Annotated in this window: 10 protein-coding genes and 1 pseudogene; 8 read left to right on the top strand and 3 right to left on the bottom strand. The window is 44.5% G+C overall.

The annotated features are described in order from the left end of the window. Nucleotides 1-253: 253 nt before the first annotated feature. Nucleotides 254-817 (top strand): annotated as a pseudogene (locus tag AB4154_RS03135) (methyl-accepting chemotaxis protein); the annotation flags it as partial. Nucleotides 818-947: 130 nt separating this feature from the next. Here the strand turns inward: AB4154_RS03135 and AB4154_RS03130 are convergent. Next, entirely contained in the window at nucleotides 948-1,835 is an 888-nt protein-coding gene (locus AB4154_RS03130) for a mechanosensitive ion channel family protein (RefSeq protein WP_017059614.1), read from the bottom strand. Nucleotide 1,836: 1 nt separating this feature from the next. After that, nucleotides 1,837-4,182, bottom strand: coding sequence for an ATP-binding protein (locus tag AB4154_RS03125; RefSeq protein WP_372122160.1), 2,346 nt, complete (start codon nucleotides 4,180-4,182; stop codon nucleotides 1,837-1,839). Between the two features lie 451 nt (nucleotides 4,183-4,633). On the opposite strand from AB4154_RS03125, the gene AB4154_RS03120 reads away from it, so the two are divergent. Beyond that, nucleotides 4,634-6,217, top strand: coding sequence for an ABC-F family ATPase (locus tag AB4154_RS03120; protein WP_009846736.1), 1,584 nt, complete (start codon nucleotides 4,634-4,636; stop codon nucleotides 6,215-6,217). Between the two features lie 222 nt (nucleotides 6,218-6,439). Here AB4154_RS03120 and AB4154_RS03115 read toward each other — a convergent pair whose 3' ends face one another. Further along, nucleotides 6,440-7,261, bottom strand: coding sequence for a formate dehydrogenase accessory sulfurtransferase FdhD (locus AB4154_RS03115; RefSeq protein ID WP_017068189.1), 822 nt, complete (start codon nucleotides 7,259-7,261; stop codon nucleotides 6,440-6,442). Nucleotides 7,262-7,658: 397 nt separating this feature from the next. Here AB4154_RS03115 and AB4154_RS03110 point away from each other — a divergent pair, with 397 nt between their 5' ends. The 6 genes from AB4154_RS03110 (at nucleotide 7,659) to AB4154_RS03085 (ending at nucleotide 14,556) form a co-directional block, all read left to right on the top strand. Then, nucleotides 7,659-8,123 (top strand): DUF3305 domain-containing protein, encoded by a 465-nt coding sequence (locus AB4154_RS03110; RefSeq protein ID WP_017070541.1) that lies wholly within the window; start codon nucleotides 7,659-7,661, stop codon nucleotides 8,121-8,123. Then, nucleotides 8,113-8,796 (top strand): DUF3306 domain-containing protein, encoded by a 684-nt coding sequence (locus AB4154_RS03105; RefSeq protein ID WP_372122158.1) that lies wholly within the window; start codon nucleotides 8,113-8,115, stop codon nucleotides 8,794-8,796. Before AB4154_RS03110 ends, AB4154_RS03105 begins: the two co-directional genes overlap by 11 nt. A 299-nt stretch (nucleotides 8,797-9,095) precedes the next feature. After that, nucleotides 9,096-10,763, top strand: coding sequence for a 4Fe-4S dicluster domain-containing protein (locus AB4154_RS03100; RefSeq protein ID WP_372122156.1), 1,668 nt, complete (start codon nucleotides 9,096-9,098; stop codon nucleotides 10,761-10,763). 9 nt (nucleotides 10,764-10,772) lie between these two features. Next, nucleotides 10,773-11,411, top strand: a complete 639-nt coding sequence (locus AB4154_RS03095; protein WP_017059621.1) for a molecular chaperone — start codon at nucleotides 10,773-10,775, stop codon at nucleotides 11,409-11,411. Between the two features lie 78 nt (nucleotides 11,412-11,489). Beyond that, a complete protein-coding gene (locus tag AB4154_RS03090) occupies nucleotides 11,490-11,690 on the top strand; it encodes a twin-arginine translocation signal domain-containing protein (RefSeq protein WP_008217926.1) in 201 nt (66 codons plus the stop codon). A 10-nt stretch (nucleotides 11,691-11,700) separates the two neighbouring features. Further along, nucleotides 11,701-14,556 carry a formate dehydrogenase subunit alpha gene (locus AB4154_RS03085; protein ID WP_372122154.1) on the top strand — a complete coding sequence of 952 codons (2,856 nt, stop codon included), beginning with the start codon at nucleotides 11,701-11,703 and terminating at the stop codon, nucleotides 14,554-14,556. Nucleotides 14,557-14,558 lie beyond the last annotated feature (2 nt).

Here is a 14,558-nt window from a genome sequence, read left to right as displayed (position 1 = left end):
ATCTGATAATATTTCTAACGCGCTTGGGCTATTACACGAACGTTTTAGCCCAAGCACGAAAATTCCGCACTACTAATCTATCGCAAACCAAATCTCAACCTCTTTCGGTTTGACGAGCACCTCTTTTTGGTTATGTAACACAGTGTATATCTTTTGATCTTGATGCATATCATCTGAACTGTACGAAATTTTGATACCTTGACCGAAAATCCATAATCAAAACAAATAATAAAGTCAGTCAGCTATGAAATTAAGTAACGCGAATAACTTAGTCAGAGATCTGCAATCAGGCGTGACTGAAATAAGCCAAGTCGTTGGTGTGATTCGTGATGTATCAGAACAAACGAACTTGTTAGCGCTCAACGCAGCAATAGAAGCGGCACGTGCAGGAGAGCAAGGCAGAGGATTCGCAGTGGTTGCTGATGAAGTTCGAAATCTTGCTAGCCGCACTCAAAATTCAACTAACGAAGTGCAATCCACGATTGAGAAACTGACTCAACAAGCAGAACGGACCTTTAAGGCAATGCAAAGCAGTAACGAGAAGGTTGATCACAGTGTTGTCGCGTCTAACGAAACTCGTCAACAACTCGATGTGATTGTGAATGAACTGCATAACGCCAATGACATGGTGGCACAAATTGCCGCAGCCTCGGAGCAGCAAAGCACGGTAGCCACTGAAATGAGTGAAAGTGTTACTGGGATTCATCTCGCTGCAAATGAGGTACTCCAAGCCTCACAATCGCTCGCAGAAGACAGTCAGAAAATGGCGAACACTACAGAACACCTTACTGAGCAATTGAAATACTTTAAGGTTTAGCATCAATAGGACTATTAGCTTAAAGATAAAAAGCTCATAAAAAACACCTCCGCACTTGCGATAAGTTCGGAGGTGTTTTTATTTATGGCTAGTCATTTGCTATAAGCAACAAACGTCTAAAGCATCAAGCCTAATGCGCCGCTACTGAAATTTTCGGTGGGTTGATGTTGTGCTTCTTAAACTCTTTCATCACACGCAAAGTAATGTCGGTTTCAAACAGCTTCTCATACGCAGTATCCACAACGTAAGCCTTACAAGTTAGCTGTATTGCTAGGTAGTTATCGGTAATCGTCTGTTTAACCAAAACCGTTACAGGTTTCGGCAAGTGGATATAACGACTTGAAGACGCCGCTTCTTGAATCAGATCGCGGGCTAGGGTGATGTCTTCATCCATACCAACGTAAAACGGAATCACCACCTGCATGTCCAACGCACCGTAGTTACCACTGGTGGTCACTTCATTTAAGAACTTGTTGTTCGGAATGGTAATGATGTCATCGTTCAGGGTTCTCATTCGCACTGAACGCAAACCAATGGTAATGATATCACCGTAGTTGCCTTCGAACGTGACGCGGTCACCAACTTGAAAGGGCCTATCAATCATTACCGTGATGCCCGCGATGAATGAAGCTGCCAAATCTTTAAGCGCAAAGCCGACTGACACGGCGAGGGTACCACCAATCAAAGCCAGTATTTGGTCGTTGATTCTAAAGCTCATCATGAACACGATAAGACCTGTGCTCACATAGATAAAGAACTGAGTAAACGACTGCAGTTTCTGTAGCAGCATTCGGTATTGCACGAATTGGCTACCAAAACTGGTCACCATCGAGTTGATAAACTTAAGCAGTAACCACATCGCCGCAATAACGATCATGGAGAAGAACACGCCGCTCCATCGCACTAGACTCGCTATCTTTGAGATGTTTTCTACATTGGCTAACTCTTCCGTCGCAAAGATCGGGAAACTGACAGCACTTGCCAAGCCAACAAATAGTAGGATAAATAACTTCTTCATTTTACTTCACCAGTAGATGTTGACGGTCGAGAACGTTAGTAATGTGGCGGAACCAGTGCTCGGAAATTCGAGCCTTTTCTTCATGCCAACCAATATAACCACGGCTTTCAAAGTAACGCAGAATGCCGGTTATCTCAGCCGTGCTTAGCTGCGTACAATCAGACAAGACTTCCGGAGACGCGATTTCCAACTGCACGATAGAACGAAGCACAGCCAGCATAGGTTTTGGCATGTTTTCTAGTTCTTGTGCTTCTGGTACATGGAACAAGCGCACCACGGCTTGATCGGTATCTTTGTTTCGATTCAATGAGAGTCGGAAGAAGCGCAACGCAACGGTAGGGTTACCATCAGAGTAATGCCACAAGATTCGGTAGAAGCCTTGGCGTGCGCGATCTTCCTCGCTCATGTCATCTTGGTCCCACTGTTTAGGCACCACCAAACCATCAAACGATAACGGCTTCTCAAGCTCCGTATTAATACGGCTATTTAGAAGCTCACCGACTTGTTTCTCTGTCCAACGCGGAAGGAAACACACCAAGTCAAACAGCAAACGTTCGCCACGCGCTCGATCGACAAACCGCCAGCTTGATTTGGCGATCGATATCACGACACGGTGGTTCTTTTTAGAACGACGCAGTAGATTGGTTAAACGTATCAGATCAGACAAGCCGCCAACCATTGGCTTAACTAGACGTTGTGCATTATCGATCGCAATCAAGTACGTGGTCTTGCTTTTACGAAGGTGAGCCAAGATCTGAATCTCAGTCGCTTTTTCTTCCAAGCCGATGCTCACCGCTAGATGCGCTAACAGCTCTTGATAACCAGCGTAAGGGCAACTTACGTAGACAGGTTCAGCGTTAGAGACTTTGTGCAGCAGTGTATAAAGCAGCGTTGTTGCGCCCACACCACGTTCACCTGAAACAATACAGATAGCAGGGCTGTCTGACATCAAGTAGCGAGACAGTTGCTTAACCTCATCACCGGCGTAATCAATCAGCGTGCTGTCGATATTACCCGGAAGAATGTATTCATAGGTTTGATCGCCTTTGATTCGAACCAAGTTTTGCTGATTCTTGTCAAGGTCAGACTGCTTAGCCACTTCAATTCTAAACAGGTACGCCAAAGCTTGGCTAAACAGTGTGTAATTAGACAGTAAGGCCATGATGCGGTGTTGGAAGTTGTAAACACTCAACCATACGATGCCAATGGCCGTCGCCAATATATTAAGTAAGAAGGTATCCTTGCGGTTTACTGCCCAGTTCACCCATACCGGACGATCAGAGATGTGTTGCAGCGTATCGAAGACTTTCGCACGCCATAATCTAAGCACTGAAATGGTAACCAGTACAAACCAGAAAAATAGGGCGCTGTAGATCCAGCTATAGATAGTGCCTTTGCCTAGCGTGATACTCGATATTTGCAAAGTCACACCCGCAACAATGAAGCTCCAAACATAACGGCGAATGGTCGATAGGCGCAGCGCAATCACTTCTTGATTGGATGTGCGGCCCAAACGATACGCAAATTCCAAAGTAAAGCTGATAGCAATCGAACCACCTAGAATCCACCAAGTGAAGATCTCAAGGAAAATCAGGTGTTGCAGGCTAGGGATGCTGGAGAGCACTCTTAGAGAAAGCGTAATCGCAATTAACCAAGCAATCGCACGATCAGCGCGGCTGATGTACCAGATCACACGTACTAAAAATGGAGGGTTCGTTTTCGCTTCAAGAAAATTAATTCTGAACAACTCAATCAAACGAGTGCTATTGGCAAGCCACCACGCTAAACCAAAATAGATAAACAACACTTTTAACGATGCACCAATCACAGGCACTGGCGAAATAAAGATGTCTTTAACGAGCGCTTTAAAGCTACGAATTTGGAAGTAAACAAGATACTCAATGTTGAGCTTGGTTAATTCCCACTCTTGCTTAAATTGAGTTACGCCGTAGGGGCCAAAACCCGTTAGGCGCTCTTTATTAGCGGAATTCGTCTGCTCTAACAGGTGTTGCTTGCTCACATTCAAGCTATTCAAAGTGACGTAACTGGTTTGAACGGCAAACCATTGATCGGTGTCGTTGTTCGCTCTGTAGGCTTTTATCTGTTGCTCGAAGGTTTTGATTTCCTGCTTTTGAACTTGTAGCACTTCAGCGAGCAATATATTGACTTGGCGTCTGTCCGACGGTTCCATAAAGAGGGGGTCGGGTAACGAATCAATTCGATCATCGAGATCAACAGCAGAATCGGATACCTGCGGCTGAGATTGTAAGTCATATTCCAAGTTGGCATGACTAGGCCAAGAGATAATGGCCAAAGTGAAGATTAAGAAGCGCGAAAGTGAACGCATAAAAGTCTCTTAGAATTATGAGGTTAGGATTACTATAGTTAGTTAATCTTACTTTGTGAAATCCAACCCCGTATCGGGGGCGAGTACTTTATTCCCGTTTGGGCTGGTTTTGTCATGAAATTGTCAGAGATTAGGCTAGTCTTGCCTATGTCTTTTGTTGCTTTGATCGGGTTAGTTTTACTGTGACCAATCAGTATACGATATATTCAATGATTGGCATGATTTGGGACGTTATATACCGCCCATTATGGGGGGCTGTTCGATATTTTGTTTTTCCTGAAAGTAGATGGTTTTTTAACGACAAATAGAAAATCAAAAATGTGAGTCAGCTCAAACTATGATTTGGCTAGGTTATCACTCACTTAATGGCGAGTAATTGCAATCAAGACTTGCAGTTAAAGCCCCGAAGAAGTAACGTTGCGGCGTTTTTCACATTAAAAAGGTAACGGCATTGATCTCCACAGCAAATATCACCCAACAATTCGGCGCTAAGCCACTTTTCGAAAATATTTCAGTTAAGTTCGGCGAAGGCAACCGCTACGGTTTAATCGGCGCGAATGGCTGTGGTAAATCGACGTTCATGAAGATCCTATCTGGTGAACTTGAGCCAAGTGCTGGTAACGTAAGCTACGATCCAAACGAGCGCGTTGCTAAGCTAAACCAAGACCAGTTTGCTTACGAAGAATTCACGGTAATCGACACGGTTATCATGGGTCACAAAGAGCTTTGGGCTATTAAGCAAGAGCGTGACCGCATTTACTCTTTGCCAGAAATGAGCGAAGAAGACGGCATGAAAGTGGCTGACCTTGAAGTTCAGTTCGCTGAAATGGACGGTTACATGGCAGAAGCTAAAGCTGGTGAGCTTCTTCTAGCGGTAGGTATTGAAGAATCAATGCACTTCGGTCTGATGAGCGAAGTAGCACCGGGTTGGAAACTTCGTGTTCTATTGTCTCAAGTACTGTTTGCAGACCCGCATATCATGCTTCTTGACGAACCAACGAACAACCTGGACATGGACACCATCAAGTGGTTGGAAGATACGCTAAACCAACGTAACTGCACAATGATCATCATTTCGCACGACCGTCACTTCCTAAACTCTGTTTGTACACACATGGCTGACCTTGATTACGGCGAACTTCGTCTATTCCCAGGTAACTACGATGAGTACATGACGGCTGCGACTCAAGCTCGTGAGCGTCTACTGTCTGACAACGCTAAGAAGAAAGCACAAATTGCTGAACTTCAAACGTTCGTATCTCGTTTCTCTGCTAACGCATCTAAAGCGAAGCAAGCAACGTCACGTGCTAAGCAGATCGATAAGATCCAACTAGACGAAGTTAAAGCGTCTAGCCGTCAAAACCCATTCATCCGTTTCGAACAGTCTAAAGAGCTATTCCGTAACGCACTTGTGGTTGAAAACCTATCTCAAGGTTTTGAAGAAGACCTATACAACAAGTTCGACGGTATTTTCGAAGTAGGTGAGCGTGTTGCTATCATCGGTGAGAACGGTGTGGGTAAAACAACACTACTTAACACACTAGCTGGCGCTCTTGAGCCTCGCACAGGTGAGTACAAGTGGTCTGAAAACTCAAACATCGGTTACTACGCTCAAGATCACGCACACGATTTCGAGACAGACATGAACTTGTTTGATTGGATGAGCCAATGGCGCCAAGAAGGCGAAGACGAGCAAGTTGTTCGTGGCTTCCTAGGTCGTATGCTATTTGGTCAAGACGACATTAAGAAATCTGTAAAGGTTATCTCTGGTGGTGAGCAAGGTCGTATGCTTCTTGGTAAGATCATGATGCATAAACCAAACATCCTGCTAATGGATGAGCCAACAAACCACATGGATATGGAATCTATCGAAGCGCTTAACTTGGCTCTTGAGAACTACAAAGGCACATTGTTCTTCGTATCTCACGACCGTGTATTCGTAGACTCGCTTGCAACTCGTATCCTTGAAATCAAAGATGGCAAGATCAACGATTTCCGCGGTACTTACGCTGAGTTCTTGAAAGCACGCGGCTAAGCTTTAAGTTAGCCTTAGTTTTCAACTCTATGCGTTGGAAATTAAGCTATAAATTGAAAATTAAAAACGCCGTCATACTAAAAAGCATGACGGCGTTTTTGTATCTAGCTAAGTTTCTATGTATTTATCCTTGATGGGTCACTAACTATTTACATCAGAACTTTACAATTAGAAGCGGTTAGTGAATCACCAATCAAACCTACGCTTTTTTCCGACTGCTGATTATTCACCTTTCACATCAAAGTCAATCTTGTCTGCACCCGTGAACACTTGGAAGCGTAAACCTTTAGCGCGAGCAATCGTAGTGATGCCGAACTTCTGCGCTAAATCTAAGCCCATTTGTGTAACGCCAGAGCGTGACAGTAGAACAGGGATTCCCATCTGCGCAACCTTAATCACCATCTCAGACGTTAAACGGCCTGTGGTGTAGAAGATCTTATCTTCACCTGTCTCTTTGTTAAGCCACATCTCACCAGCCAATGTATCAACGGCATTGTGTCGGCCAACATCTTCAACAAACGATAGAACCTTGTCGTCTTTGCAAACAGCACAGCCATGAACCGCACCCGCTTTCTTGTAGGTGTCGTTATAATGAGTCAGCGCTTCTAGAGCCGTATAGATTTCAGATTGCTTAATCTTGGTTTGAGGCACTTGGTAATCTTCCAATTGCTTCATCACGTTGCCATACATGGTACCTTGGCCACAGCCAGAGGTAACTGTCTTCTTCTTAAGCGCTTGCTCAAGTTGGCTCGTATCTTCTTTGGTGATAACCGCTGCTGAGCTGGTTTCCCAGTCGATGATGATTGATTCAACGGCTTCTGGATCAGAAAGGAAGCTTTGGTTTTTCAAATAACCCAAGACTAATGCTTCCGGGCGTGAACCCAATGTCATTAGAGTTACGATCTCTTTCCAGTTCAACATAACGGTAAGAGGGCGCTCGCACGCAATTTGTTTCGTTAGCTTTTCGCCATATTCATCAAACACTTCAACTTCGATGGTCTGAAGTGGGTTTTCACTGGTTTTTATTATGTTTGGTTTTACCACAGTCACGTCCTACTTAATGAGATAGCGATTATAAGGGATAAGAAGTTAGGCAAGAGTCATCATACGACTCTTTAGAATACATGCGTTCTCTGTCACTTAGTCAGTCTTAGCTTTAACTCAAGCATTTAGCAATTCTCATTCCAAAATAGCGGCTATTCGAGAAAACATGAAGCATTCGATTAAAATAGCGCAAAATATGAGAGTTCACCGAGACTAACTGTCTCAAACCAGCGCGATCGACTAACGTTATAGGGGTAACTTTACGACAAACGCACTAAAGACGGAGCAGGACTTAAAATGTATTGGCGTGTTTATTGCTTTGTAGAGGGTATATGATTATGCGAAGTACAAAATGTCCTACGTACGATCAGAATAAAGAAAATCAATTGGGTGCAGTATGTCTGAGATAAAAGAATTCCAAGAACACTACGAAAAAACAGAATCAGCTTGGCCAATAGGTGTCCAAAGAATAGAGAAAGAGATCAAAACTGGCATTTGGGTAGCAACTCAATGGGAACTCATCGGTTTTGAATTATCACCTGAACATGAAACCCCAGACGTATGTTTGCTTCAGTTGCACAAAGACGAGCGTACAGACTATCGTTTCAACCTAAGCTCTCAGCAACCTAAGCTTTTCTTAGTGATGGATAATGTCGATTCAGGCGTTAAGCCCGTCATTCAGTTACTTACAGCATCACAAACCGTTGCAGGGCAATACATGGACGGTGACAACCAAGTCCTTTCATACGACATTCCGTTACCTGTACAAGCTTGGATGGAAGCGTTCATCGGTCGTCATGGTGAGTTATTAGAAGCAAGACGTAAGAAACGTAAAGGCGCGGGTCGATCAAATGGCAACTAACTTTTTTAGCCGTTGGTCTCAACGAAAGCTTGATGAATCAACCGACCAACCTTTAGAAGTGCAACAAACGCTTGAGGAAACTGAGCTTACTTCCGCAAAGACTTCGTCTGCTGCTTCATCTATAGACGCAGAAACATCGGAGTCATTAGACCGTGAGGCTTTAGAAAATGAGTCTCCAGCAACCAATGAAGAAGTTCATGCTTCTGACGTTCAAGATCCCGCACCAGAAGCCACTGAAGACTTGTCTGCTGCTCAATTATTGGTGTCAGAAGCTTCAGAAAGCGTAAAAAAAGCGGCATTGCGTAAATTATTCCTCTCAGAAGAATTCAACGTTCGTGATGGTTTAGATGATTACGACGACGATTACAGTAATTTGAAGTCTCTTTCTGAAGGGGTTGCGGAAACCTTGCGTGATTGGGTTAAAGACAAAACGGAAGAAGAAACTGCGCCAGAAGAAGAGCAAATCATTGATAATAAAGACGAAGGTGAAGTTTTAGAAAATTCTGAAAGCGATCTTGAGGTATCTGATAATAAACTTGAAACGTCAGAAAGTGCCGAAATAACCGAACAAGAAAAAGAACTGTATAAAAACACAGTATCGGATAATAACGCTACAATGTCAGACGAAGCAGACCTGAAAGAGGTGGGACAAAATATACCACACAAAGAATAGGTACATTTTGACTAAACACTCAATGAACCGCTTGCGACAAAATGTCCCAAGCGGTTTTTTTATACGCACAATAAACGTTATATAGGATTAAATCACTGAAATATAAGGCATATTAAATTGGCATGGCATTTGCAAAATAACGTTCATTATCAACTTTTTTGTAGATAGACGAGTTCACGGTCTGACGAACGACACACTGGCTAAAGGGTTAGTTGTTAACGGATTACTCAGCAAGTTCTCTCTCGCTTACTACAATAAAGGTTGAACAGATTATCCATGTCCAAAGATGGAACTGAGCAATGCTTAAACAATTATTAGAACAAGCAAATTCAAATAACGCTAAAGCAAGACTGTATGCATTTGAAAATACAGTTGAGTTAACAAATCTGATTCCACCTACTGTTAGCTACGAAAGCGGCGGTAATACACTTGTTATTGGTCCAACTGCGATCATTGAAAGTGCTGCGGCTCAATTACCTCAGTTAACAAGCCTAACACTGCTTTCGACAGATGGTGTGAAGGCAACGAATACTGAGTCAGAGCTTTACTACGCAAATGCTGTTCAGGTTTCAGGGTTCCTTGGTACGTTCGAAGTTCTAATCGAAAACAAAGGCCTAACCAATAACCTTGCAAAAGTAGCAATCAATCATGACTGTTTTGATGTGGTTTTGGACTTATGTCTGAATAGCTGCATGACTGAAGAAGTGCCTGTTCCTGGTTATTACCCAGTAGGTCGTGGTTATCCAAAACTGGCTGAAGCGTTAGAAGAAATTCCTACGTTAATGGGCACGTTTGATAAGCCTAAGTTCTTCCGTTTGGACACAGACCTATGTGCACACAGTTCTCGTGGTGTTAAAGGTTGTGAGCGTTGTGTTGATGCTTGTCCTGCTGGTGCACTTTCAAGTGAAGGCTCAGATAAGACGGGTCATAAGATCGAGATTAACCCTTACCTATGTCAAGGCGTGGGTACGTGTGCAACGAGCTGTCCGACAGAAGCTATCTCTTACGCATTACCTAACCCTGACGATACTCAAAAATTCATTGAACGTACGCTAGCTAACTACGAGCAAGCGGGTGGTCTGGATCCAATCGTACTTATCTGTAGCTCACGTCATGAGACTTACAACGTGATGGCTCTTAAAGCGCTACCAGATAACGTGATTCCAATTGTCGTAGAAGAACTGCCATCTATTGGTATCGATACTTGGTTTGCAGCTTTAGTTAATGGCGCAACTCAGGTTCTGTTTGCCGCATCTCGCTTTATGCCAGAAACGATCATTCGTGTTCTGAATAACGAAGTAGGGATTGCTCAAGAACTACTAGATCAAATCGGTATTCCAAAAGAAACCATCGATATTCTGTACTTAGAATCTCTACGTGAATGTCCTCCAACACTTTGTGTGGATTCATTCGACCTTGCACTTGGCGATCTTCAAGGCAACAAGCGCCAACGTCTATTTACAGCACTTGATGCGATGTCTTCAGCTCGTATTCCTGTTGAAAATATTGTTGAGCTTCCGTCAAACGCACCTTACGGCAACGTTTCGTGTGATAGCAAAGATTGTACGTTATGTATGAGCTGTGTGGCTGTGTGTCCGACACGTGCACTTCATACCGACGGGGCTTCCCCATCACTTAAATTTGTAGAACAAGACTGTATTCAATGTGGCTTGTGTGAAAAGGCATGTCCTGAAAATGTTCTGACTCTTACGCCTCGTATGAACTGGGTAAAAGAAGAACGTCAAAAAGCAGTTGTGATTCATGAAGAGAAAGCTGCGGAATGTGTACGTTGCCATAAACCATTCGCACCTCAGTCTATGATTGACATGTTACAGAACAAGTTACGCGGTCACTCTCACTTTTCAGATGAAGCAACGATTAATCGTATTGCTATGTGTGAAGACTGCCGTGTGGTGGATATGTTCGATTCAATGGCTCAAGACCCATTGAAACAATTGAAATACTAGGAGTTAGCCTTGGAAACGAATTTGGATCAGGCACAAGAACAGACACTAAGAACTGAGATCTATTTGGTTCTATCCGCACTGTTTCGCAGCGCACCTTCTGAAGAGGTGATCGACTTTCTAAAAACACTCGATATTGAAGCGTCTGAAAGCGCAATGCAAAAGGCTTGGATTGCAATTCAACAAGCGGCAACAGAATCAAACCGTGAAGCTCTTGAAGACGAATATCAAGATTTGTTCATCGGTATTGGGCGTGGAGAAGTCGTTCCATTTGGTTCTTGGCATCGCACTGGCGCCATGATGGAAAAACCATTGGCAGAGATTCGTCATGACTTAGAGCTTTTAGGCATTGAGCGTGACGATCAAGTGAAAGAGCCGGAAGATCATATCGCAGCACTGTGTGAAGTGATGGCGATGCTAACGGCTGAAGAAGAAGCACTGCAACAGGCGGTATTCAATAAGCACCTTGGCCCTTGGTTTAACTCTTTCACGCGTCAGCTTGAAGGGGCAGAAAGCGCGAACTTCTACAAATCGGCCGCTCAACTGTGTGAAGCATTCTTAACGTTAGAACAAGTGCGTTTTAGCGTGAATACAAAAAGCAGTAAGCACAAATTAAAGATTGATGTGAAAAACGTCACTGATTACGAGTAATCGAGCAGTACGCGATTATATCGATAGAGGGGCATTAAGCCTCCAAAAAAAGATCTACCGTAAGGTAAGGAAGCAATGATGAAAGATAATAAAGATATAAATACAAGCCGTAGGGATCTACTCAAAGGCTTGACGACTGCAGCCGTTGCTGGTGCCGTTGTCGCTGGTACAACTAAAGTGGCAACCGCTTCAGAAACTGTTGAAATTTCGAAAGAAGACGTGAAGAAGACAGGGTATCGTGAGACGCAACACATTCGCGATTACTACGACACACTTTAGGAGATAACGGATGAAACTTGTCAAACGCTCCGATAGTGTGAGCAAAGAAACCAATCAGCTAGGTGTGTCTCGACGTGCCTTCATGAAAAACACTTCATTAGCTGCTGGTGGCGCAGTGGTAGGCGCAAGTCTATTTGCACCAGGTATGATGAAGAAAGCACAGGCTAAATCAGTCGATCCAGAAGCGAAAACAGAAGTGAAACGTACTATCTGTTCTCACTGTTCTGTGGGTTGTGGTATCTACGCTGAAGTTCAAAATGGCGTATGGACAGGTCAAGAGCCTGCATTCGATCACCCATTCAACGCTGGTGGACACTGTGCGAAAGGTGCAGCACTTCGTGAGCACGGCCACGGTGAACGTCGTCTTAAGTACCCAATGAAATTGGAAGGCGGTAAGTGGAAGAAGCTTTCTTGGGAACAAGCGATTGAAGAGATCGGTAACAAAGCGCTAGAACTTCGTAAAGAGTCTGGCCCTGATTCAGTTTACTTCCTAGGTAGTGCGAAACACAGTAACGAGCAAGCTTATGCATTCCGTAAGATGGCTTCGCTTTGGGGCACCAACAACGTTGACCACCAAGCACGTATTTGTCACTCAACCACAGTAGCCGGTGTTGCGAACACTTGGGGTTACGGTGCAATGACAAACTCGTTCAATGACATGCACAACTGTAAATCGATGCTGTTCATTGGTTCGAACCCAGCAGAAGCTCACCCGGTTGCGATGCAGCACATCTTAATCGCGAAAGAGAAGAACAACTGTAAGATCGTTGTTGCGGATCCTCGTCGTACGCGTACTGCTGCGAAATCTGATCACTATGTTTCTCTTCGCCCAGGTTCAGACGTTGCGTTTATCTGGGGTGTGTTATGGCATGTCTTTGCTAACAAATGGGAAGACCAAGAGTTCATCCGCCAACGTGTATTCGGCATGGACGAGATCCGTGAAGAAGTCGCGAAGTGGAGCCCAGCTGAAGTTGAGCGCGTTACTGGCGTAAGTGAACAAGACGTTTACCACACAGCAAAACTGCTTTCTGAAAACCGTCCGGGTTGTATCGTTTGGTGTATGGGTGGTACTCAACACACGACGGGTAACAACAACACACGTGCTTACTGTGTACTTGAGCTTGCGCTAGGTAACATCGGCAAGTCAGGTGGCGGTGCAAACATTTTCCGTGGTCACGATAACGTACAAGGCGCAACCGACCTTGGCGTACTGTCAGACACACTTCCAGGCTACTACGGCTTGTCTGAAGGTTCTTGGCGTCACTGGTCAAAAGTTTGGGATATCGACTTTGACTGGGTGAAAGGCCGTTTCGACGACAACGCATACGGCGGTCAAAAACCAATGAACAGTGCAGGTATTCCTGTATCTCGTTGGGTTGATGGCGTACTTGAAGACAAAGACAAGATTCGCCAACGCGAAAACATCCGTGCCATGTTCTACTGGGGTCACGCAGTGAACTCTCAGACTCGTGGTCCAGAGATGAAGAAGGCGATGCAGAAGCTGGATATGATGGTTATCGTTGACCCATACCCAACAGTCGCGGCAGTAATGAACGATCGCACCGACGGCGTTTACTTGCTTCCAGCAACCACTCAATTTGAAACCTACGGCAGTGTAACGGCGTCAAACCGTTCTCTACAGTGGCGTGATAAGGTTGTTGATCCTCTGTTCGAATCTAAGCCTGACCACGAAATCATGTACCTTCTTTCTAAGAAGCTTGGTTTCTCTGATCAACTGTTCAAAAACATCCGTGTTGAGAACAATCAACCATTGATTGAAGACATCACTCGTGAATTCAACAAAGGTATGTGGACGATCGGCTATACAGGTCAAAGCCCAGAGCGTTTGAAAGAACACCAACAAAACTGGCACACGTTCCACAAAACCACGCTTGCTGCAGAAGGCGGCCCAGCGAATGGCGAGACTTACGGTCTGCCTTGGCCATGTTGGGGCAACCCAGAAATGAAACACCCAGGTACGCATATCCTTTACGATACGTCTAAACCAGTTGCTGAGGGCGGCGGTAACTTCCGTACTCGTTTCGGTGTCGAATTTGAAGGTCAAAGCCTATTGGCTGAAGACAGCTACTCAAAAGGCAGCGAAATCAAAGATGGTTACCCAGAGTTCAGTGACAAACTGCTGAAACAACTGGGGTGGTGGGACGACCTAACAGCAGAAGAAAAAGCCTCTGCTGAAGGTAAAAACTGGAAGACTGACGTTTCTGGTGGCATCCAACGTGTGGCTATCAAGCATGGTTGTATCCCGTTTGGTAATGCGAAAGCGCGTGCGATTGTTTGGACATTCCCAGACCGCGTACCTCTACACCGTGAGCCACTTTACACGCCACGTCGTGATCTTGTTGCTGATTACCCAACTTGGGATGACAAAGAAGCGATTTTCCGTGTTCCTACGTTGTACAAGTCAATTCAAGACCAAGACAAGTCTGCTGAATACCCAATCATTTTGACTTCTGGTCGTCTGGTTGAGTACGAAGGTGGTGGTGAAGAAACACGTTCAAACCCTTGGCTAGCAGAACTTCAACAAGAGATGTTTGTTGAAGTGAACCCGAAAGACGCAAACGACATTGGCTTCAAAGATGGTGATGATGTTTGGGTTGAAGGTGCAGAGAAAGGCCGAATCAAGGTGAAAGCGATGGTTACTCGTCGTGTTAAACCGGGTTTAGCGTTCTTGCCGTTCCACTTCGGTGGTAAATTCGAAGGCGAAGATTTGCGTTCTAAATATCCTGAAGGCACCGATCCTTACGTTATTGGTGAAGCAGCCAATACAGCAACCACATATGGTTACGACCCTGTCACGTTGATGCAGGAAACGAAAGTAACCCTTTGTAATATTCGTAAAGCGTAAGG

Source organism: Vibrio sp. 10N.286.51.B11, assembly GCF_041469245.1.
Classification (GTDB): domain Bacteria; phylum Pseudomonadota; class Gammaproteobacteria; order Enterobacterales; family Vibrionaceae; genus Vibrio; species Vibrio crassostreae_C.
The sequence above is the reverse complement of the archived record's forward strand: the minus strand, read 5'-3'. Positions and strand labels throughout refer to the sequence as shown.